The sequence below is a fragment of the Paenibacillus spongiae genome (genome assembly GCF_024734895.1).
Lineage (GTDB): Bacteria > Bacillota > Bacilli > Paenibacillales > Paenibacillaceae > Paenibacillus_Z > Paenibacillus_Z spongiae.
Map to the genome: position 1 here is coordinate 829,749 of NZ_CP091430.1, position 22,440 is coordinate 852,188.

The window sequence follows — 22,440 nt, forward strand, 5'->3', positions numbered from 1 at the left end:
AGTTGCCCCGATTCTGCTAAGACCAGGCATAGGTTGCCGAAGAGAACATCCAGCGGGTAAGGGTAAGAAGCACAAACGAGTACCGGAGAAGCAAACTTATGTAGTAGTCGAAGCTACAGGAGCGATAGAATCACCCGCCCTCCCGGGGGCGGGAAACTGAACTCAAAAGGCTTTCAAAAGATATTTTACGGGAGGATAAATTTATGGTGAACCAAGCTCTTTCTCAACCGGATCCAAGGCGTTGGAAAGCACTGGTTTTGTTATGCCTTGCAAATTTTATGGTTATTATGGACACCTCGATTATTGGGGTTGCGCTGCCGGCAATAAAAGAAGCTCTAGGATATTCACAGGCTAATTTGCAATGGGTATTTAATGCCTATGTCATTTTCTTTGGCGGTTTGTTGTTACTCGGTGGTCGTTTGTCCGATCTGTTTGGGCAGCGGCGCATGTTCATGTGGGGATTTGCGATCCTAACGTTAGCCTCTTTGCTTGCGGGCGTGGCTTGGAACGAGGAGTCGCTTAACATGGGGCGTGCATTGCAAGGATTCGGTTCCGCATTAATTGCCCCCTCAGCATTAACCATAGTCATGATGTTGTTTGGTAGTAACCCCAAAGAGTTAGGTAAAGCACTAGGGTTTTGGGGCGCTTCGGCTGCTGCCGGCGGATCGGCTGGTGTATTTCTAGGAGGTGTCATAACCGAGTGGTTAAGCTGGGAATGGACATTTCTGATTAACATACCGGTCGGCATCCTCGCCATGCTTGTAGCCCCTGCAGTTTTATCGAAAGGGGTACGAGAAAAAGGAAGCATCGATGTTATCGGCTCTATCTTCGTAACAGCAGCATTGGTATTGGTGGTATACGGCATTGTTACTGCAGAACACAATGGATGGGGCGCACCGACCACCTTATGGACACTAATTTCGGGTGCCGTATTGTTTATCCTGTTCTTGATCATTCAGGCCGTAAAGAAAGAACCGCTTGTTCCACTCGGGATCTTTAAGGCGCGAAACTTGGCTGCAGGTAATATCGCACTCATTATGCTGTCCGCCGGATGGATTCCGTTATGGTTTTTCCTTAATCTCTATATGCAGCAAGTATTGAAGTTTTCTGCTTTAGCAGGTGGGTTCGGTCTGTTACCTATGACCATACTCACTGCCATCTGTATGATGTTCATTTCCGGCAAATTGATCGGAAAGTTTGGCGTGAAAGCCAATTTGGTCGTCGGATTGATAGCCCTTGGAGGAGCGTTATTACTTTTCGCAACCAACACGCCGGTTAATGGTAATTACGCAACACATGTACTTCCAGCCGCACTGCTAGGCGCGCTCGGTATGTCGCTTGCTTATATTCCGGCTACCATGGCTGCCATGTCGGGAGCCAAGCCGGAAGAGGCAGGGCTCGCATCCGGCCTTGCCAATACAAGCTATCAGATCGGCTCAGCGATAAGTCTGGCCATCATGGCTGCGATTGCTGCAGCAAGTACAGCTTCCCAAGCTGGCGCTGATCCGGTTACTGCATTGAACGAAGGATTCCAGCAAGCGTTCCTGTGGTCAGGGATTATCGCTTTCGCAGGTGCTATCCTGGCAATTCTGTTTATCCGCTCTCCTAAGCCGGGGGAAACAAACGGGCCTGTAGCGATGTAACTAAAGCTCTCACTCCAGCCGAATTGGATTTGGCTGGAGCTTGCTATTTCATAAATGCCATCTCGGAAAGGCAGCATGCGGAAAAAACTGAAGGTTTATGGCCTCGACCACAATTATTTGCTGAAAGTACTTCAACTCCTTCAAATCCGTAAGCGATTGCCCTAGTAAGGGGGGATGTTATAATAGCAATAAAGGGAGGGAACGATATGAGCGAGGAAACTATACTTTTGGATCAAACTACAAATCAGGAGTCGGATTGCTGCTCTCAAGGAGAGTGTGAGCGCAAGAGCCATCATTCCGAAAAAGCACGAAACAATTTGATCAGCCGGTTAAATCGGATCGAAGGACAGATTCGTGGCCTTAAAGGACTGATTGAGAAGGACGCCTACTGTGACGATGTGCTGAATCAGATTGCTTCGGTTCAATCGGCTCTGAATGGCGTCGGAAGGCTCTTGCTTGAGAATCACATGAAAAGTTGCGTCGTCGAGCGGATTCAAGAAGGCGATATGGAAGTATTGACGGAACTTATGACCACGATGAATAAACTGATGAAATGACGGGGCAACCATGATCGAGCAGCAGAAATGCTGCTTTTTTTGTTCAATCCTCAATAGAGGGGAGGGATAAAAATTTGACTTAATATAGGGTAGTGGGGTACACTAATATTGTTTAACGAGTGTGGGAGGCAAGTAAGCGAATACGCGCACACTTATCGACGCAGAAGGCGCTGGAGCAAATAATGGTGAATCTATAGGAGGGCTAATGCCTTGTATAATGTCGTCGGGGTCCGCTTTAAGAAAGTGGGCAAAATGTATTACTTTGATCCCGCCGATCTGCGCTTAACGAAGGATCAATATGCGATCGTCGAGACGGCACGCGGCATCGAGTATGGCAAAGTTGTAGTGGGACAAAAGCAAGTCGATGAATCGGATATTGTCCTTCCTCTTAAGAAAGTTATACGGATCGCAAACGAAGCCGATGCGAAGGTGGTAGAAGAGAACGAACGGTTGGCGAAGCAAGCATACACGACATGCTTAAAGAAGATCCGAAACCACCAGCTTAAGATGAAACTGGTTGATGTGGAATATATGTTTGCCCGCAACAAAATCATTTTCTATTTTACCGCTGAAGGTCGGGTTGACTTCCGTGAGCTGGTTAAGGACTTGGCCAGCGTGTTCCGTACGCGGATTGAGCTTTACCAGCTCGGCGTTCGTGACGAAGCGAAATTGCTGGGTGGGATCGGGCCTTGCGGAAGGGTGCTCTGCTGCTCGTCATGGCTGGGTGATTTTGAACCGGTATCGATCAAGATGGCGAAGGACCAGAATCTCTCGCTGAATCCGACGAAAATTTCGGGTCTTTGCGGACGATTAATGTGCTGCTTGAAATATGAGCATGACAACTATGAGAAAGTCCGAGTGGAACTTCCGACTGTCGGTAAAATTGTCATTACTTCGCTTGGCGAAGGCAAAGTAACAGGAATTAATGCGGGGAGCAAAACAGTGTTTGTACAGCTGCTCGACATCGGGAGTAAGCCTAATGAGTTCCCGATGGATGATGTCATCGTTAAATAGCCCGTTCCATTATGATTCTGGTTATATAGGCTCTATCAGGTAATCGAAATCTATTTGTTGCAAATAGGGGAGGCCGTTATCATGATCAGCGAAGAACAGTTGGATCATTATCGAATGCGGGGTACGAAGCTGAGAGTAGTCCGTGATGCGAACCCCGCAAATGATGTAAAAGGGATTGTTGTGGCATGGGATGACACGACTGTCCTGATCCGCAAACAGAATCGAAGGGTTTTGAAGCTGGATAGAGGGTATCATTATCAGCCTTTTACTGATGAACGTTTCTCGGAATGGGGTTTAGGAGAAGGACAGGAACAAGAAAAAGGAGCGTTCGAGCTATGATGAGAAGTTCGATCAACCGCATTTTAGATAAAGCCGTCTCCGTAGGGCGTCTCGAACTCGAGGATTGCCTGACCTTATAGAGATCGGATGAGAAGGAGATGAAAGCGATGAGTATGACGGCGACACAAGAGAATGATATGGCGAATTTGCTGTTGCACGCGTACGAGGTTGGAGAAATGATCAACTGCTCCGAGGAAGTAGCGGACTATACACGATGGAAAAACGCCGTGGAACAAGATTCCGAAATCCAGAAAGCCGTCGTGGCTTTTGCCAAAGCGAAGCAGTCTTTCGAGGAATGTGAACGATTCGGACATTTTCATCCGGACTATCACGCCGCGTTGGAGGTTGTTAATAAAGAACAACAACAGTTGGATGCATTCGATGTCGTCCGGCGGTTTAAGGAAGCAGAGTCCCGTATTGATGATTTACTCTACAGAGTTTCGATGACGATTGCGAATGCCGTGTCGGAATCGATCAAGGTTCCAAGCAACAATCCGCTTCCGGCCAAAAAAAGTTGCGGAAGCGATACGTGCACCGGCAGCGGAACGTGCAGCAGTTGCAGTTGAAGCAAGAGAATACGCTTTGCAAAGCGCTAACTCGGGCAAGACCGTTCTGACTTCGTCGCCACTCCAAGTTTTTTGTTTTTCATTGTCCTTTCGGATTAAATTTGAATGTTTGTTGTAATACTATAAATCTATAATCAATCCAGCGTGAATCCCTATCCTATTTTAAGTCAACCGTGTTCCCTGTCGGTATATGGGTATAGTAGGGTATAGTATAATCTTATGTGAAGGAGGCGAATGATTTGAACGTGGATACAGAAATGCTTGAACATGAAGACGAGAATGATTCGAGTTGCTGCTCGATTGATGGAGCAGGAAGAAAAAGTCATCATTCGGATAAAGTAAAGAATAGTTTGATAAGCCGATTGAATCGGATCGAGGGGCAAGTACGCGGCATTAAAGGACTAATTGAAAAGGATACGTATTGTGATGACGTACTGAACCAAATCTCCTCGGTGCAATCGGCGTTGAATGGGGTTGGAAAGCTATTACTCGAGCATCACCTCAAGAGCTGTGTCATCGAGCGGATCCAAGAAGGGGATTCCGAAGTATTAACAGAGCTTATGGTAACGATGAACAAGTTAATAAAATAAATCGGGCAGCGCACGCTGCTTTTTCTTTGATTATTTATATAGGGTAGACGGGTATTGTAAAAAAATATTGACTATATATAGGGTAGAGGGGTATACTAAAAAACGAGGTGGCGGACGGGAATGAATACGGAGGAATCAATGAAATCATTTCCTGAAAATCAAGAATCTAATTACCTGACTCCGAAGGATCGGCTCTCCATCCAGATGAGATTGAATCGAATTGAAGGTCAGGTTCGCGGAGTACAGAGGCAAATGGAAAGGGATGAATATTGTGATCAAATCTTTAACCAGGTCGAGGCTATCCATTCCGCTTTGAACGCAGTCGGTATATTGCTCATGTCAAATTATTTGAAGACATACGCGGCAAGCGCCGAACAAAAGAATAGCGATTCCATCGCACAGGAAATGCTAAAAACACTATCTATTTTGATGAATCGAAAGGATGAGGAAAGATGAATAACATTACACTTCAAGTTAAAGGCATGAGCTGCCAGCATTGTGTCAATTCCATTGAAGGTGCACTTAAAGAAATTGGGGCCAAAGGAAAAGTTGATCTTAAGAACAACTCGGTGGATGTGTCGTTCGATGAAAATCAAATAACAATTGAGCTTATTAAGGAAACCATAGAAGATCAGGGATACGACACGGTGTAAGTCAATGGACAACGAGGGAGTGAATCATTGTGGAATCAACAGCCGACCAGAAGCAGCAATCAACTTTGCAAATTACGGGTATGACTTGCGCCGCTTGCGCAAACCGAATTGAGAAAGGCCTCAATAAAATGGAGGGGGTCTCTTCCGCTAACGTAAACTTTGCTTTGGAAAAAGCGAATGTAACGTACGATCCGGCAAAAGTGGATAGGAAGAATCTAGAGGAGACCATTAAAAAGCTTGGATACGGCACAGTTACGGAAGTTGCACAGTTTAACCTCGAAGGCATGACGTGCGCTGCTTGTGCCAACAAAATCGAAAAGGGACTAAGCAAGTTGCCAGGCGTTACAAATGCAACTGTAAACTTCGCGATGGAAACGGCGCGCGTGGAATATTCATCGGGCAACGTGTCGATCGAGGAGATGCAAAACAAGGTCAAAAAGCTTGGCTATAAAGCCATTATCAAGCAGGAGAATCAAAATGCAGGCGACCATCGCCTTAATGAAATACGCCAGCAGAAACGGAAGTTGTTAATTTCGGCGATTTTCTCCTTACCGCTGTTATGGACGATGGTTGCTCACTTTTCGTTCACCTCATGGATATACATGCCGGATTTCCTGATGAATCCTTGGGTTCAACTTATTTTGGCCACTCCGGTGCAATTTTATATTGGTAAACAGTTTTATGTAGGCGCATATAAGGCGCTGCGCAATCGCAGTGCGAATATGGACGTTCTGATTGCACTTGGAACCTCGGCTGCTTATTTCTACAGCCTGTACTTGACCCTCGATTGGTATGCGATGGGTGACAGCATGCATCATGGACCGTCCTTGTACTACGAGACAAGTGCGATTCTGATTACGTTGGTCATTTTGGGGAAAGTTTTCGAAGCAAACGCGAAAGGCCGGACCTCCGAAGCGATTAAATCCTTGATGGGGCTGCAAGCGAAAACGGCTTTGGTTATTCGCGATGGTAAAGAGCTGACGATTCCGGTTGATGAAGTCATCGTAGGGGATGTCGTTCTTGTCCGTCCGGGGGATAAAGTGCCGGTGGATGGGGAAGTGCTTGAGGGCGTGTCATCGGTAGACGAATCCATGCTTACGGGCGAAAGTCTCCCTGTGGAGAAGAAAGCCGGAGATGCGGTCATCGGGGCCACGATCAACAAAAACGGTATTCTTCGGATTAAAGCAACGAAAGTCGGTAAGGAAACGGCGCTTGCGCAAATTATTAAAGTTGTGGAAGAAGCGCAAGGCTCCAAAGCGCCAATTCAACGGGTAGCGGATATAATCTCGGGTGTATTTGTTCCAATTGTCGTTGGCATCGCAGTCATTGCTTTCCTGGTGTGGTATTTCTTCGTCACGCCCGGTGATTTCGCAGGAGCTTTGGAAAAAGCAATTGCCATTCTTGTCATTGCCTGCCCATGTGCGCTTGGATTGGCAACCCCGACATCGATCATGGCGGGATCGGGACGCGCGGCTGAACTCGGTATTTTGTTCAAGGGCGGAGAACATCTGGAGCAAACGCATAAGATCGATGCGATCATTCTCGACAAAACCGGTACGGTTACAAAAGGCAAGCCGGAATTGACAGATGTATTAGCAGAAGGCAACGAGTCGGAATTCCTCAGACTAGTCGGCGCAGCTGAGAAAAATTCGGAGCATCCGCTTGCTGAAGCGATCGTAGTAGGCATCCAGGAAAGAAATGTCGAGCTGCCGAGAACAGAATCGTTCGAAGCCATTCCGGGATTCGGAATCAAGGCCGTTGTAGAAGGGAAACAATTGCTGATTGGTACACGCCGACTAATGGAAAAGTATGGGGTTAACGCGAAGGCTGCGTACGAACCGATGTCTCGTTTAGAGGAGGCGGGCAAAACCGCCATGCTGGTTGCGATTGATAACCAGTATGCAGGTATGGTTGCGGTGGCGGATACAATTAAGGAAACGTCGAAGGCTGCAGTGAGTCGTCTGAAAGAGATGGGGATTCAGGTCATCATGATCACAGGCGACAATGAACGGACGGCCAAGGCAATCGCGGCTCAGGTGGGCATTGACCATGTACGCGCTGAGGTTCTGCCTGAAGGTAAAGCGGAAGAAGTGAAAAAACTACAAGCACAAGGCAAAAAAGTGGCGATGGTCGGAGACGGTATTAACGATGCGCCTGCCCTTGCGACGGCAGACATTGGTATGGCAATCGGTACAGGGACAGATGTAGCCATGGAGGCTGCAGATGTCACCCTTATGCGCGGCGACCTGTCGAGCATTCCCGATGCGATATATCTGAGCCGCAAGACCATGAGAAATATAAAGCAAAACTTAGTTTGGGCGCTTGGATATAACACGCTAGGGATTCCTATTGCTGCGATCGGCTTATTGGCACCGTGGGTTGCCGGCGGAGCGATGGCATTGAGCTCGGTTTCCGTTGTCCTCAATGCGCTCCGTTTGCAACGTGTGAAAGTGCGACACTAAACATGAGCAGATTGGGATATGTCGTTATATTATCAGATGATGCGGAGCAATATCTCCATGTTCATCCAGTGAACGAAAAAGCGAACGGTCCGAAAGCGGAGTTTGTGACTTTTTTTCGAAAATTGGAACCTATAAAATACGGGGCCAATTTTAACACCAAGGGGAAATTTTTACCGTACCTTTTTTAGTCGATATCAAATGATTCGTTAAGCTTGAACGGAGGAGAGGATAATTTATGGGGGGAAAAGTCAAAATTGCTATAAGCCCAGTGATTCAACTTGGCGGCAGTGTATTCACGCCAAACCAACTTGTTCAAATCGGCAATATTATAGGAACAGATGCTAAAGTGGAAATGACCAACTTCAAGCAGCTCTATGCAGAAGTGCCGATCGAACAAAAGGAAGCAATCAAGGAAGAACTTGAGCGTAATGGTCTTGAAGTGAATCCTGCGGGGGTTGTAACCAAGAGTCTGATCGCCTGCAATTTCTGTAAAGGTGCTGAAGAAGCGGGACTTGAAACAGCAAAAGCCTTGAATAAAGCAATAGCTGGCATTGAAATGCCTGCACCGCTTAAGATTGGATACGCCGGTTGTGCGTTAGGTACCAGTGAACCGCTGATAAAGGATATCGGCGTTGTCAAAATGCGTGATAAATTTAACATTTATGTTGGCGGTGAACCAAAGGGGCTTAAAACCTCCTTCGCGAAGCTGCTTCGTTCAGGAATCGCGGAAGATCAGCTTGTTCCCGCTGTTACGGCCATCATTGATTTTTATAAGGAGCATGCAAAAGGCAAGGAAAAGTTCAGCAAATTCGTGGATCGGATTTCGCTTGAGCAGCTGCAACGGATCGCAGAATAACCCGAATCCACTGAAAGGAGGTGAAAACTATGAAAGAGGCAACCGTTCAAGTACAAGGCATGACTTGCCGTTCTTGTATTCCTAGAATTGAAGGTGCGATCAATGCGATCGGAGCTGAAGGCCACGTGAATTTTGAGCAGGGCACTGTAGATGTTCGGTTTGATGAAGAAAAAGTTCAGATTTCCGAAATTGAGGAAGTCATCCGGAAAAAGGGATATAACGTTGTGGAGTGACAGTGAGCAAGGGATGAACTTAGAAAAGAAAGAAAATCTATCGTAATCCTATTTGCCGCTATGATTATAGTTTTGCCAAACGCTATTATGAAGAACCGTTTATACGGATTTCATTGGTTTTGCGGATCTAACTGAAATCAGTGGTTTAAAGAGGAAACCCGGTCGAACCTCGACCGGGTTTGCTAAATTATACAAAGTTTCACTAGGTAAAACGCGATGTGGATTGATTCCGGGCATCGAGAATTCAAAGTTCATGACATCAATATCTGAAGGGGAGTTAGAGATGGCCAAATATACATGCGTGGACAAGGATACTTGCATTGCATGCGGAGCATGCGGGGCTGCGGCGCCCGATATTTTCGACTACGACGATGAGGGTTTGGCTCACGTTATCTTCGAGGGAGACGATAATCGCGGGATCGCGTCGATTGATAAGAATTTGTGGGAAGAGCTGCAGGATGCGCAAGATAGCTGCCCGACCGATTCAATCAAGATTTCTGACAAACCGTTCTCTTAACGTCAAGAAATGCACGCTAACCCAATAGCGAGAACAACGCTCCGTGTCAAAGCCGATGCAGAGCGTTATGGGACAAAAGATTACGCATTTGCGTTGATGCAAATAGAGAAGAAAGAATCGCTTCGGAGGTATAAGAATGTACGACAAGATCATCACGAACTCGGACGTAGCCATTATCGGCGGCGGTCCTTCCGGCATGTTCGCCGCTTTCTACGGCGGCATGAGACAGATGTCGGTTACGCTAATAGAAAGCATGCCGCAGCTAGGCGGCCAACTCGCCGCTTTGTATCCGGAGAAGTACATCTATGACGTGGCCGGCTTCCCTAAAGTGAAAGCCCAGGAGCTCGTCGACAATTTAAAGAAGCAGATGGAGCTGTTCCGAACCGACGTCAGACTTGAGGAGAAGGTGCTTACTGTACGCAAGCTTGGCGAACGATCGTTTGAGATCATCACAGATCGCGCTGTTCACCAATCGCAAGCCATCATCATAACTGCAGGTGTCGGAGCCTTTGAGCCTCGCAGGCTAGAGCTGCCGGAAGCGACGCGCTTCGAGAATTCAAATCTTCATTACTTTGTCAGCGATCTGGAGCGATTCCGCGGTAAGAAAGTGCTCATTAGCGGAGGCGGTGATTCCGCGCTGGATTGGTCGCTGATGCTAGAGCCGATCGCGGAGCGGGTGACGCTCGTTCATCGCCGCGATAAATTCCGGGCTCATGAGCATAGCGTCGAGATGCTGATGCAATCCAAAGTCAACGTCGTCGTGCCGACCGAGGTTACGGCGCTTCACGGAGAGGAACGCATCGAGCGGGTTGAGCTGACCGACGTGAAGACCCATGCGACGACGCTGGTCGATGTCGACGAGGTTATCGTCAATTTCGGTTTCGTCAGCTCCCTGGGACCGATCAGAGAGTGGGGACTTGTCGTCGAAGGCGGTTCACTCGTTGTCGATACGAAGATGGAGACGAACATTCCGGGCATCTTCGCGGCCGGAGATATCTCAACTTATCCGGGCAAGCTGAAGCTGATCGCCGTCGGCTTTGGAGAAGCACCGACCGCCGTCAACAACGCGAAAGTCTACATCGATCCGGAAGCCAAGCTGTCACCCGGACATAGCAGCAACATGAAACTGTAAGCAAAAAAAGGGCGTATGCCTTCGCAGCTTGGGCTGCATTCATACGAGAAGGTAGGGTTAGGGGTTCTGTAGATGTCAGGTTTGAGGAAGAAAAAGTTCAAATTTCTGAAATTGAGGAAGCCATTCGGAAAAAGGGATATAACGTTGTATCGTAAGATGATTCAAGACGAGTAAGGGGGTGTATCGAGCATGGAAGAAACAGTTAAAATCTATACGATCCCGACCTGTAGTGACTGTAGTTATGCCAAACGATATTTCAAAGAGAATGAGATTCCCTATACAGACTTTAACTGCGCGGAAGATCCAAAGTATCCAGAAGAAGTCTGGAACTTGACTGGAAAACAAATCGTGCCGACGATTGTGATTGGCGATAAGGTGTTCATCGGCTTTGCGGAGAATCTCAGTGAAATAAGCGGATTGTTGAATAAAGCGTAAGGTGACTTTCCGATTATATGTTGTTCACCGAAAAAGCAGCTCGCGTTTAAGTTGAGCTGCTTTTTCGGTGAATAACGTTTAACGATGCGGCTCGGATAAGTGCTACTGACATTTACAATGAGGTTCCTAATAAGTAATTTGCGGTTTATGAAAATCCCAGCATTCGTGCTAGCTAGGAGGTATCTAAATTGTCGAGTCTTAAAGCGTATATTTCATTTGTAAAGCCGTATTGGCACCTTGTATTAATCACGGTCTTAATCGGGATCATCAAATTCGGCATCCCGTTAACATTGCCTTTAGTCTTAAAATATGTAGTAGATTCGTTGTTGTTAGGTTCGCTTACGCATAACGATAAGGTTGTACAGCTTAGTTTCATCATCGGCGGAGCATTCGTGCTATATGTAATCATTCGGTATCCGATTGAATATTATCGCCAATACTTTGCTCAACTCATTACGAACCGGACATTATTTGATATTCGAAACCGGTTATACGACCATATGCACAAACTTTCCTTGCGATATTATGAAAATCATAAAGTGGGAGAAATTATTTCCCGAATGATTAATGATGTAGAACAAACGAAAAGTTTGGTGGAAACGGGTATGATGAATATTTGGCTGGACATTATTACTCTATCCATTGTATTGGGAATCATGAGCTATATGGATTCTTCACTTACGCTTATCGCTATTGCGATTCTCCCTCTATATGTAGTTGCAGTTAAAGTATTGTACAGAAGAATGAGTGCCTTGACCAAAGCAAGATCCCAGTCGCTTGCGGAAATGCAAGGGTACTTACATGAACGGGTAAACGGCATACCGTTTATTAAGAGCTTTACATTGGAGCAGCATGAAAAGGGACAATTCAGCCGCAAAAATGAGCAACTCCTAGAGCAGTCATTGGCTCATACCCGTTGGAATGCACTGACACATGGAATCATAAATACGTTAACAGATATTTCCCCGTTACTGGTCATCGCCTATGGTGGATACCAAGTCATTCAAGGAAACCTCTCGGTAGGATCCCTTGTTGCGTTTTTTGCGTTTCTGGATCGATTGTATAATCCTCTGCGCCGCCTTGTGAACTCGTCGACAGAATTAACCCAAGCAAGCGCATCGCTGGAGCGTGTACTTGAGTTTTTGCGCGAACCCTATGATATATCGGATGCTCCTGATGCTAAACCCGTGAACGCCTTGAAAGGCAGGATCCAGTTTCACGGGGTTTGGTTCAAATATGGGGATGACGCGGATTGGGTATTAAAAGATATTCAATTAGACATATCACCCGGGGAAACGGTAGCGATTGTTGGCATGAGCGGTGGGGGGAAATCCTCTATCATCAGTCTAATCCCGCGGTTTTACGATATACAAAAGGGCGCCATCTATATTGATAATCAAAATATTAGAAAAATAGCGTTAAAAAGCTTACGAAGCCAAATTGGGATTGTGCTTCAGGACAATATTTTATTCAGCGGAACGATTCGTGAAAACATTTTATTTGGCAGACCTGAAGCGACTGACGAGGAAGTTATCGAGGCGGCAAAAGCGGCAAATGCTCATGATTTTATTTTGCAATTGCGGCATGGCTACAATACGGAAATAGGGGAGAGAGGCGTCAAGCTTTCCGGAGGACAAAAGCAACGAATTGCCATCGCACGCGTCTTTCTCAAAGATCCCGGTATGATCATTTTGGATGAAGCAACTTCCGCACTTGATTTGGAATCGGAACATTTGGTTCAAGAATCGCTTGAAAAATTGGTCAAAAATCGAACAACGATCATCATTGCGCATCGTCTTTCAACGATTACTCATGCAGATCGGATCATTCTAATTGAACACGGCGAAATTATGGAGCAGGGTACGCATACAGAATTAATAAAGGCCAACGGTCCTTATGCACGATTAAATCATATTCAAAAAGTGAGAGACGCTGTTTAGAGAAGTTCGGTTGAATACGATTAGAGCTTCCTCGTCTCTCCGCTTTATCTCATGGAGTTTAAACTGATTGACTATAAAACCTACTGACGAATAGCCGAGCTATTCGCCATACAAGGAGACTTATCGACATGTCTGCAACGAAGCCTATCAACGCGCATTCGCACGACTATGATCATGAGAATTGCCATCACAACGAAGAAGATGTCATCCCCCGTTTCGACAATCGGGTAATTTTCGTTCGGGAGGACATTCTGGCTCGCACCCGCGAGCTCGCTCATCTGATCACGACGACGGAAGAGGTGTCTCTTTATCAGAAGTCCGAAGAGCTGGTTCAGGGACATGAGAAGATCCAAGGTCTGATCGCTAAGATCAAGAAGAAGCAGAAGGAACTCGTCGCCTTCCAGAATGCGTTCAAGAACAAAGCCATGGTGGACAAAATCGAGCAAGAAATCTCGGTTCTGCAAGACGAGCTCGACGAGATACCGGTCGTCCAACAGTTCCAGCAGAGCCAGACCGACGTGAATTATTTGCTGCAATTGATCGTGTCCTTCATTCGCGATGTGGTAGCCGAGAAGCTGGATCTGGAGGCTGCGGTGAAGGCAGAAGCGCCGGAGAAATGCGATTGAGCTGCTCTCACAACACTGACAACACGGGGGCCGATTATGCCTCGAAAATGAAATGGATGATAGAGGGACATCATTCGATTCCTTCGGCCGAATTGCAGGTGCGCCACGACCATTTTGTCGATCATGTTTATGTCTGTCTTTTGATCCGAAACGGCAAAGTGCGAAGCCAAATGGAGTAGTTGATCCGAAAGGCAGCTCCACATGTGCAAAGGCTATGACGATCATTCTGAATGCATTGAATCTCAATGATCCAATTAAAACACTCTTGAACAGCTTGAACTGATCCTCACCTGCTGAGGAGGTAAAATTGAATAAGCAAAGAGATGGTGTTCTTTCGACACCATCTCTTTGCTCATACTAATTTATCGAGTATTCGCCAGCGCCAGCGATCCGTAACATTCACGAAAACTCGATGTCAGTTACGATCTTGAGAATAAGAGCGGGAAAAACTCGTTGTCGAATTTCTGTCCGTTATACGGATGGGGTCCAAGCAGCTGTACGTTGGGATGCCGCTGTTCGCTTTCATGGTAAGCCGTATTTCCCGGCATGAGGTGAGCTACGATCGAGAGCCGCGGATCAGCCGTAAGATTCGGTCCGCTGCCATGAAACGTAAGCGCGTGATGGAAGCTTGCTTGACCGGCTTTCATGATGCAAGGCTCCTCGACCCACTCCCTGTTCTCCGTCGCGAATTTATCGCGCAGTAAATCCAGATTTGGCTCGAAGAACGTATTGCTGTCTTTGATTACTCCCCACTTGTGCGAACCGAGGATCGTCATCATTCCTCCATTCGTCAAATCCGTATCCTGGAGCGCAATCCACACGGTCACCATATTTGTCGTGTTTGAGCTCTCCCAGTAGCCGTAATCCTGATGCCATCCCACATTTCCGATACGCGACACTTTTCCGTTAAGACCGGGCTTATATATGACTTGGTCATGCCAAAGCCGGATGGAATCTTCATCTAATAAGTCTGCCGCCATTTCACCTAATGCCGGGCTGGTCACAATCTCTCGAACGGTATCGTTAATCAACCAGGCGTTGTCAACCTTGCGCAGATGGGGCAAGTCGTGGGTGTAAGGCGCATAACTGTGGAACAAAGGCAATCCTTCTCGATCAAAATCACGCATCCATACGCGCTCATGCGCTGCGCGGAGCCGGGCGATCTCTTCGTCTGTAAGCAGCTTCGGGCTGATCCAATACCCGTCTCTGTCAAATGCTTGTTTATCTTCTTGCGTAACTTTTATGCGTTCCATGGTCTGTTGTCTCCTTGATTCGTTTGGATTCCGTTTTGAAACACCCTAATCATAATGGGTTGAACGCGCGTTGACGTTCGAAAAATTGAAGAGCAATATTTTGTACATGAAAATAAATAATGAACAGAACCATTCCGTGCGATGGGGACGAGACGGCGCAGATTTTGGAGTACCGCAATTGGAGACGATCGGATTCGACGATTTGAAGAAAGCGCTAATGCTTACGGAGCATTATCATAAAGACTGTTATGAATTCGTCATTATGGAGAAAGGAAGGGCCAGCTGGGTCGTAGGCGAAGAAATCCATGAGACGCGGACAGGGGAAGTGTTCCATACCCTCCCGAACGAGAAGCATCGCGGATCATTCGATGTGATTGAGCCATGCCGATTGTGGTGGGTTATGCTCAATGTGCAGCAGCGCGATGAAGACGGAAGATGGCTCGGTTTAAGCAGGCCGGAGGAATTGAGCTTGCTTCATCTGCTGCAGAAGGTTCGGCGTGTAACACAACCGGGGACACAGGTTGTCCGAAGCTTACGCCGAATAAAGCAGACGATGGAGCAAGGCAGCAATCTGCCCGCCTTAAACATTCGGCTGGCGCTCTTGGATTTGCTGTTAAGCCTCACCGATATACGGGAGCGCAAGGAGACTTCCCCGGAATTGATTCAAAGCATGGATATCATCCTGCGCGAAATGACGTTAAGACCGGAATGGAATCCACGGCTTCATAAACTGGAAGCGATTGCCAACGTAAGCCCTTCCTATTTCCATCATATATTTCAAGAGCACACGGGACTTACGCCTAAAGGCTACATGGAGCACATTAAAATATCGGAAGCAGTGAGACTGTTGAAGGATACGGAGATGTCTGTCACAGAGATCGCATTGCGGCTGGGCTACAGTTCATCACAGCATTTTGCCACTGCTTTCGGAAGAGCGATAGGCCAAACGCCCACTCAGTGGAGGGGACTAAACCGTTATTCTGAAAAAAAACGACTAAAATCAGAATAGATTTGTCGGAGCGGCCTCGATGATCGGGTTGGATTACGGTTATCCGTATTTACAGGCACGGTGGTTACTCGCATGAAGAATGTGCGGACACCAGAGACCTTATTGCCTCGATTCTCTGCTTTTTGCAGGACTTGCGGACATGGAGGACCTTATTGGGCTTCAACGGTCAGGTTTTAGGCCCGTTTCACCCCCATAACGGATTCTGTGTCCGTTAGAATCCAGGTTGGCTTTAATCATTGTAAATAGAGGCTTCTAGGTCCGTTGAGGTCAAGCCTGGACCCGTCAAGCACTTAATTCCACATTGAAAAGACTAGGATTTGATATTGAACATCGTATTTTACAAAAAAATCTATTTTGTCATATGACAAAATTAATGACAACGCTCACTATGACGAGGGGATATTTATACGTATAGTAGTTAAGATGAACGTCGAAATAGGGTGTTTTTGATAGGGTGAAATCAATAAGTTATTTAGATGGACACTAATGGAGGAAGCACAGTGAAGAGGAATCTCAATTTATTTATGGTTGTACTGATTGCCTTATCTATTAGCTTTACCCCGTATGGGGCACAACTATCAGCAGCACCGGCCGTACCCGAACAGGTGCTTGAACTTGAGAAGGTGCTGGGAAGCTCAGGCTCTGATATAGGTTACGGAGTTATACCCTTAGTGGACGGTTATGTGATTGCAGGGCAAAAGATCGTTTCTCATCCTGTATCCAGCCATACCGATGCCGTCTGGCTGAAGACGGATTTGATCGGCAATCTCGTCGGCGAGCCCAAGCAGTTCGGCGGTACGGATGGCAATGATATGTTTCATTCTATCATCGCAACCTCCGACGGGGGTTACCTGATGACCGGATATTCGTACTCGGCGTCAACCTACTTTGATACTTTTGTTGTGAAGACGAATGCATCCGGAGACATGCTGTGGGAGAAGCATCTCGGAGGCAGCGGAGAACAAGCCGGCCGGGGAATCGTTGAGACAACTGACGGGTATCTGGTCCTCAGTAGAACGAATACCGGAGCGAATAATTATGATATTCAGGTGTTCAAGCTTGCTGCCGATGGAGAGATCCTCTGGGAAAAACAATACTTATCAGCGGATGATAGCTATGACGTATTTGACATCGCGCTGACAGCAGATAATGGATTCGTCGTTGCCGGATCCAAGAAAGCGATGTCTGCGCCAAGCACGTCTGACGCCTTTCTAATGAAATACAATGCTGCGGGGGAATTCGTTTGGGAACAAACCTATGATGAAGGCGGACAGACGGAGCTCTTCAACTCCGTTACGGCCGTATCGGCTGGTGGATTTATTCTAGCGGGAGAGACGAAGCCTAATGGTTCATTTAACGGGGATGCCTATCTGATCAAGACGGATAGCCTTGGTGAGGCCGCTTGGAAGAAGGCAGTCGGGGGCAGCTCCGGCGATGTTGGCGTTTCTGTCATTGAAGCTGCGGACGGCGGTTATATGGTCGCGGGCAGAACCTACTCTTATACCAACGGTCCCAATGACATCTATATGTTTAAAACCAATGCTTCAGGCGATGTGCTGTGGGAAACGAATTTCGGAGGTGCGAGCTTCGATACTGCCTATGATATTAAAGCTCTTCCTAACAATGAATATGTCATGGTGGGAAGCACGAATTCATCGCAGATGTATCTGGTAAAAACAAAGGTAAATCCGAATCTCGCACCGCCGCCGCCAGTAATAACGGGTATTACAGAGGATAGCGGGAGATCGGAATCGGACTATATTACAAGTGATACAACCTTGTATGTCCATGGGACTGCCGAGGCCTCTGCAACGGTTACGGTATATCTGGACAATGTCATAGCGGGAACAACTGCCGCTGACGCGAGCGGAGCGTGGAGCTATGATTACACGGCGTCCCCATTAGCTTCAGGAAGCTGCACATTCTCCGCAACGGCGACGAATGCATTGAACATCACGGGAGCCAGATCTCTGTCGCAAGTCGTGGAGATCGATCCGGTCGCTCCTTCTGCTCCGGTGATAACGAAGGTGCTGGACGATCCGGATAACGACCGTATAACAACAGACAATACTTTAATCCTTCAGGGTACAGCGGAAGGGGAAAGTATGGTCACGATATACTTGGATGGCGGAAGCAGCAGTATCGGTACGACAACGGCAGCTGCCGATGGAGCATGGTCATTCGACTACACGGGGACAACGCTTGCTGACGGTATTCGCACGTTCAAGGCTACGGCCACGGATATTGCCGGGAATGTTAGCCTGGCTTCGTCTGATTTTGCCGTGAGGATCAAGACATCAGTACCTTCGGTTCCTGTAATTACAAGCTTCAGTGTAATGGATGACGGTGTAGTTATTCCTGTAGCCATTGATGGGGCAACGAATAAAAGACCGATCACCATTCATGGAACGGGTGATGCAGGGTCGACGATTACAGTGTACAAGAGAAACGAGTTGGGTATGAGTGTAACTGCAGGGACTACGGTTGTGACCGCCGCAGGGCAATGGTCGTTTGATCAGAGCTCCTTGATGCAAGGGGAAAACAAGTACAGTGCAATGGCAACGGATTTGGCATTTGGACTAAGCAGTGCCAGATCCAGTGAATCCACGATCATCTACGATACGACAAAGCCTCTTGCGCCTACGATAACCGTTACACCGACGGAAGTAACCTATCAGAATGTTACGGCCACGATAACTTACGCAAATGATGTTGTTGTGCGGCAATATAAACTCGGATCAAATGGGGTCTACACGAATTATTCCGGGCCTATAGCGATCCATGCGAATACCACGCTGTATGCGAGGGGACAGGATCAGGCGGGCAACTGGAGCGAGGAAGAGTTACAAGCGATATCAAATATCAGAGCGGTCCCCTCACCTGGGCCGGTGCTGCCGGTACCTCCGCAAGGTCAAACGAGACAAGGCGAAGTGCTCATTGGGGATGAAGAGCTCACGAATCCTTCGGTCACATTCGACATTGTCCGAATGACAACGAACGGGGTCATTGCGGACAACGTTAAGATAAATCTAAGTAAAACAAGGGAAATCATTGCACGTGCTGGCCGGTCTTCTAATCAGGCCGTGCGAATTATCATTGCGGACCCTCTGTTACCGGGAAGTCAGGCTGATGAAGTCAGGGTTAATCTGCCCGGCACATCGTTGCGCGAGTTAAGCCAAGCAGGGCTCGTTCTTGAAATTAAAGTGGGGGACACCTTCGTTACACTGACGAAAGAGTCGCTCAAAGCCTTGCACGCAGAGGGGAAGGATATTGATTTTCGGTTTATCCCGGTCCGTAATCCGGGCGAGCAGCAAGTCATTACAGACCGTGTCGTGAATGCGGATGAGGTTAAAGAGATTGCCGGCGGTCAAGAAGTAGACGTTATAGGAAGCTCGATGAGGATCGAGACGAATGATAAGGATCATGCGATCAAGGTTATGCTCCCGATCAACTCCTTGCCAGGCCATGCTGCGCAAAGGCAAGCCTTTCTGGACTCCCTCGCCGTTTATATCGAGCAGAGTGACGGCGAGAAGAAGCTGCAGCGGGGTGTAATCAAATACGATAAGCAGGGAAGCCCGCTAGGAATTGAAATCGAAGTGACTGCATTCGGCATCTTCACCGTTATTTCACTGGAAGAATACACGGGAAAAGCTTATGTATTTGGATACCGGGATGGCAGCTTTAAGCCAGACCAATTGGTGACAAGAGCGGAGTTTGCTGCAATGCTCGCCAGATTGCTGCCTGCGAGCTCGGAGGAGCTGGCAGAGGGGCAACAATACGCGGATGTTCTTGATTCCTACTGGGCGGAGGATGCTATTGCCAAGGTAAGTCAAGCCGGGTTAATGAATGGGTTCCCGGATGGTTCCTTTGGTCCCGGCGCCGTGATTACGAGGGCGGAGATTGCCGTAATCGCGCAGAAGCTCAAGGTACTCCCGCTAAATTCAAGCGTATCCAGCTTCACGGACATTAAGGGGCACTGGGCTGAGCAAGTAATAGCGGCTGTCCAGCAAGCGAATATTCTCAGAGGACATCCGAATGGCAAGTTTCTTCCTGATCAGGGAGTAACGAGAGCGGAGAGCATCGTGTTCCTGAATCGATTGTTCGAACGTAAGCTCCAGGAATCCGGATTAGTCCAATCCTCCTGGACAGACGTCCCCCTCAGCCATTGGGCTTTTAAGGATATCGAGAGCGCAAGCAATCCCTAAGCACTGACATTGTATATGCCATTCGCAACAAAGCCGTCACTCTTAGCAGGGTGACGGCTTAATGCATGCCCGTAGGAGGTGAAGGTGTAACTTACAGCTCTTCGATGACTACGGTACGGCCAAAATCTTCACTGAACAGGATTTCAATTAATCGGCCTGCGGTATATTCGGGTGACTGTCATTTTCCTTCTTGGGCGATCTGAATGAATTGATCCACGTAAGCAAAGTTTTCTCGCTTGTAGAACGAATCTCAGCTTGCATTTGCGTGTCGATCATTCCGGGATAGATGGCAATCGTGGTATATATCCCGCTTTTCGGTTACAATCTTGATGACGAAGAGCAGCTTTCTCCGTGAAAAGCAGTTTTCATAAACGAAAGGATTCTACGTGTAAAGGAATGAGAGAATGGCGACAATCGAGCGGAAAGCTATAGACCGAATACAGAAGAGCCTGAACGAGCATAGGGTGAAGCTTCCGGACGAGGCTTTGCTGCCAAGATTGGGTCAAGGGACTTGGAATATCGGAGATAACCCGTCCACCGCCCAAGAAGAAATCTCTGCGTTGAGGTTCGGGGTGGAGCTCGGGATGAACCTGATCGATACGGCGGAGATGTACGGTAATGGACGGTCCGAGTCCTTGGTCGGGGAAGCGATCGAAGGGATCAGGGACGAAGTGTTCTTAGTATCCAAGGTGTACCCGCATCATGCAGGACGAAGTCAAATCGGCAAAAGCTGCGAGGAAAGCTTAAGAAGGCTGAAGACCGACCGACTTGATCTTTATCTGCTTCACTGGCGAGGCGGCGTGCCGCTAAGCGAGACGATCGAAGGCATGGAGAAACTGGTCGAAGAGGGGAAAATCATGCGGTGGGGAGTCTCCAACCTGGATACGGCGGATATGAAGGAGTTGTTCCGCTTGCCTGATGGGACTCATTGCACGACCAATCAGGTCCTTTACCATCTGGGCTCCCGCGGCATCGAATATGATTTACTGCCTTGGATGAGAGAGCATCATCTGCCTCTCATGGCTTATAGCCCATTGGCTCAGGCAGGTGCCTTGAGAGCGGGGCTCGTTACGCACCCGGTAGTCAGCGAAATCGCCCATCGTCATCGTTCCAATCCGTTTCAATTGTTGTTAGCTTGGTGCATTCGTAACGGTGACGTGATCGCCATTCCGAAAGCTTCGACGGAGCAGCATGTTCTCGAGAATGCCGCCGCTGCTTTAATCGAATTGACGAATGAGGATTTGAACCGGCTGGATGGGGTTTTCTTCCCACCTACGAGAAGAATGCCGTTGGACATCGTATGAAGGACTGCGAAAAGTCGACGCTGTGATCATTGAGGATACGGATGCGCTGCAAGGATGACGATATCCGACTTGCTTAAAACAAGCGGACGGAGTCTGCTGCTGCGCAACTCCTGAACCTATCGAGACTCACGCCAACCACGGGCTGGAGTCTTTTTTTTTATGCCATGGAACAATTCCCTCCCCCTGCTCGTGTAAAGATGAGCAAATTGATTATTGGGGTGAGCAGCATATGAGCACGGTTATGATAGACGGATTAAACAAGACGTATCGAAGCGTTCCGGCGCTGACGAATATTCATCTGGAAATGGGAACGGGCGTATTCGGTCTTCTTGGACCGAATGGCGCAGGCAAGACGACGCTGATGAAAATCCTTAGCACGATCCTCCCCTATGAAGAAGGGCGTGTGATGATCTATGGCTTGGATTTGGCGAAGGATGGCGATCAGGTACGGGGATTGCTCGGATATTTGCCGCAGCACTTTCATGTGCCTGTGCAATTCACGGGCAGAGAGTTTCTGCATTATGTAGGTTCGATGAAAGGGATGACGGATCACCTTACAAGATCCAGCCAAGTGGAACGTTTGTTGGAAGAAGTCAATCTTCTGCCGCAGGCCGATAAGAAAATAAAAAGCTATTCGGGAGGCATGATCAGGCGGCTTGGAATCGCGCAAGCGCTGCTCGGGGAACCCCGATTCATCATTCTGGATGAGCCGACTGCCGGGCTGGATCCCTCCGAACGCATTCGGTTCCGCAACGTGATCGAACAGCTGGGCGAGAATCATACTGTCATCCTATCCACCCACATTATCAGCGATATTGAATCCAGCTGCGGGAAAGTGGCGGTCTTGAATAAGGGCAACCTGTTATACCAAGGGACGACCGAAGGCTTGGCGCAGAAAGCGGTAGATGGCGTGTGGGAGTTTCAAGTGCCGTACGCCGAATATGACAAATTCGCGAAGGAGCTATCGTTTATTTCCAGCAGAAGAGAAATGAACCACGCCGTCTTTCGAGTGATCGCGAAGGAGCCGCCGCATATTCATGCCAAGGCCGTACAGCCGACAATAGAGGATGGATATATGGCCGTGATTAACGGGGTGTCCTCATGAA

General features: G+C 47.9%; 22 protein-coding genes. 21 read left to right on the forward strand and 1 reads right to left on the reverse strand.

Annotated elements, in window-relative coordinates; translation table 11 throughout:
* The first annotated feature begins 203 nt into the window (after positions 1–203).
* The 17 genes from L1F29_RS03600 to L1F29_RS03675 all read left to right on the forward strand — a co-directional run bounded on the left by L1F29_RS03600 (position 204) and on the right by L1F29_RS03675 (position 13,563).
* The gene (locus tag L1F29_RS03600; RefSeq protein WP_258387023.1) at positions 204–1,643 is read left to right on the forward strand and encodes a DHA2 family efflux MFS transporter permease subunit; all 1,440 of its coding nucleotides are present in this window, start codon (positions 204–206) and stop codon (positions 1,641–1,643) included.
* A gap of 206 nt (positions 1,644–1,849) precedes the next feature.
* Positions 1,850–2,200 carry a metal-sensitive transcriptional regulator gene (locus L1F29_RS03605; RefSeq protein ID WP_258387024.1) on the forward strand — a complete coding sequence of 117 codons (351 nt, stop codon included), beginning with the start codon at positions 1,850–1,852 and terminating at the stop codon, positions 2,198–2,200.
* Between the two features lie 210 nt (positions 2,201–2,410).
* The gene (locus L1F29_RS03610; RefSeq protein WP_258387025.1) at positions 2,411–3,214 is read left to right on the forward strand and encodes a PSP1 domain-containing protein; all 804 of its coding nucleotides are present in this window, start codon (positions 2,411–2,413) and stop codon (positions 3,212–3,214) included.
* A gap of 81 nt (positions 3,215–3,295) precedes the next feature.
* Positions 3,296–3,553, forward strand: a complete 258-nt coding sequence (locus L1F29_RS03615; RefSeq protein ID WP_258387026.1) for a hypothetical protein — start codon at positions 3,296–3,298, stop codon at positions 3,551–3,553.
* Between the two features lie 107 nt (positions 3,554–3,660).
* Entirely contained in the window at positions 3,661–4,119 is a 459-nt protein-coding gene (locus tag L1F29_RS03620) for a YlbF/YmcA family competence regulator (protein WP_258387027.1), read from the forward strand.
* Between the two features lie 257 nt (positions 4,120–4,376).
* Positions 4,377–4,709 carry a metal-sensitive transcriptional regulator gene (locus L1F29_RS03625; RefSeq protein ID WP_258389598.1) on the forward strand — a complete coding sequence of 111 codons (333 nt, stop codon included), beginning with the start codon at positions 4,377–4,379 and terminating at the stop codon, positions 4,707–4,709.
* A 120-nt stretch (positions 4,710–4,829) separates the two neighbouring features.
* The gene (locus tag L1F29_RS03630) at positions 4,830–5,165 is read left to right on the forward strand and encodes a metal-sensitive transcriptional regulator (RefSeq protein WP_258387028.1); all 336 of its coding nucleotides are present in this window, start codon (positions 4,830–4,832) and stop codon (positions 5,163–5,165) included.
* Positions 5,162–5,362: a copper ion binding protein gene (locus tag L1F29_RS03635; protein ID WP_258387029.1), complete on the forward strand. Its 201-nt coding sequence runs from the start codon at positions 5,162–5,164 to the stop codon at positions 5,360–5,362. The genes L1F29_RS03630 and L1F29_RS03635 overlap by 4 nt, the downstream gene beginning before the upstream one ends.
* 80 nt (positions 5,363–5,442) lie before the next feature.
* Positions 5,443–7,824, forward strand: a complete 2,382-nt coding sequence (locus tag L1F29_RS03640) for a heavy metal translocating P-type ATPase (protein WP_258389599.1) — start codon at positions 5,443–5,445, stop codon at positions 7,822–7,824.
* A gap of 2 nt (positions 7,825–7,826) precedes the next feature.
* Positions 7,827–8,012, forward strand: coding sequence for a DUF8832 domain-containing protein (locus tag L1F29_RS34625; protein WP_507765289.1), 186 nt, complete (start codon positions 7,827–7,829; stop codon positions 8,010–8,012).
* A 47-nt stretch (positions 8,013–8,059) separates the two neighbouring features.
* A complete protein-coding gene (locus L1F29_RS03645; RefSeq protein WP_258387030.1) occupies positions 8,060–8,680 on the forward strand; it encodes an NAD(P)/FAD-dependent oxidoreductase in 621 nt (206 codons plus the stop codon).
* 29 nt (positions 8,681–8,709) lie between these two features.
* Positions 8,710–8,913, forward strand: coding sequence for a heavy-metal-associated domain-containing protein (locus L1F29_RS03650; protein WP_258387031.1), 204 nt, complete (start codon positions 8,710–8,712; stop codon positions 8,911–8,913).
* Positions 8,914–9,196: 283 nt separating this feature from the next.
* Positions 9,197–9,430, forward strand: a complete 234-nt coding sequence (locus L1F29_RS03655; RefSeq protein ID WP_258387032.1) for a ferredoxin — start codon at positions 9,197–9,199, stop codon at positions 9,428–9,430.
* A gap of 136 nt (positions 9,431–9,566) precedes the next feature.
* Positions 9,567–10,562, forward strand: coding sequence for an NAD(P)/FAD-dependent oxidoreductase (locus tag L1F29_RS03660; protein WP_258387033.1), 996 nt, complete (start codon positions 9,567–9,569; stop codon positions 10,560–10,562).
* A gap of 189 nt (positions 10,563–10,751) precedes the next feature.
* The gene (locus L1F29_RS03665) at positions 10,752–10,997 is read left to right on the forward strand and encodes a glutaredoxin family protein (protein ID WP_258387034.1); all 246 of its coding nucleotides are present in this window, start codon (positions 10,752–10,754) and stop codon (positions 10,995–10,997) included.
* A gap of 188 nt (positions 10,998–11,185) precedes the next feature.
* Positions 11,186–12,937, forward strand: coding sequence for an ABC transporter ATP-binding protein (locus L1F29_RS03670; RefSeq protein WP_258387035.1), 1,752 nt, complete (start codon positions 11,186–11,188; stop codon positions 12,935–12,937).
* Positions 12,938–13,065: 128 nt separating this feature from the next.
* Positions 13,066–13,563: a YlbF/YmcA family competence regulator gene (locus tag L1F29_RS03675; RefSeq protein ID WP_258387036.1), complete on the forward strand. Its 498-nt coding sequence runs from the start codon at positions 13,066–13,068 to the stop codon at positions 13,561–13,563.
* Positions 13,564–13,982: 419 nt separating this feature from the next.
* On the opposite strand, the gene L1F29_RS03680 is transcribed toward L1F29_RS03675, so the two are convergent.
* Positions 13,983–14,816 (reverse strand): phytanoyl-CoA dioxygenase family protein, encoded by an 834-nt coding sequence (locus L1F29_RS03680; RefSeq protein WP_258387037.1) that lies wholly within the window; start codon positions 14,814–14,816, stop codon positions 13,983–13,985.
* Between the two features lie 106 nt (positions 14,817–14,922).
* Between L1F29_RS03680 and L1F29_RS03685 the strand changes: the two genes are divergently transcribed.
* The 4 genes from L1F29_RS03685 to L1F29_RS03700 all read left to right on the forward strand — a co-directional run bounded on the left by L1F29_RS03685 (position 14,923) and on the right by L1F29_RS03700 (position 22,439).
* Positions 14,923–15,825, forward strand: a complete 903-nt coding sequence (locus L1F29_RS03685; RefSeq protein ID WP_258387038.1) for a helix-turn-helix transcriptional regulator — start codon at positions 14,923–14,925, stop codon at positions 15,823–15,825.
* A gap of 500 nt (positions 15,826–16,325) precedes the next feature.
* A complete protein-coding gene (locus L1F29_RS03690) occupies positions 16,326–20,030 on the forward strand; it encodes an S-layer homology domain-containing protein (protein ID WP_258387039.1) in 3,705 nt (1,234 codons plus the stop codon).
* Positions 20,031–20,434: 404 nt separating this feature from the next.
* Entirely contained in the window at positions 20,435–21,334 is a 900-nt protein-coding gene (locus tag L1F29_RS03695; protein WP_258387040.1) for an aldo/keto reductase, read from the forward strand.
* Positions 21,335–21,563: 229 nt separating this feature from the next.
* Positions 21,564–22,439, forward strand: a complete 876-nt coding sequence (locus tag L1F29_RS03700; RefSeq protein ID WP_258387041.1) for an ABC transporter ATP-binding protein — start codon at positions 21,564–21,566, stop codon at positions 22,437–22,439.
* The last annotated feature ends 1 nt before the right edge of the window (position 22,440 follow it).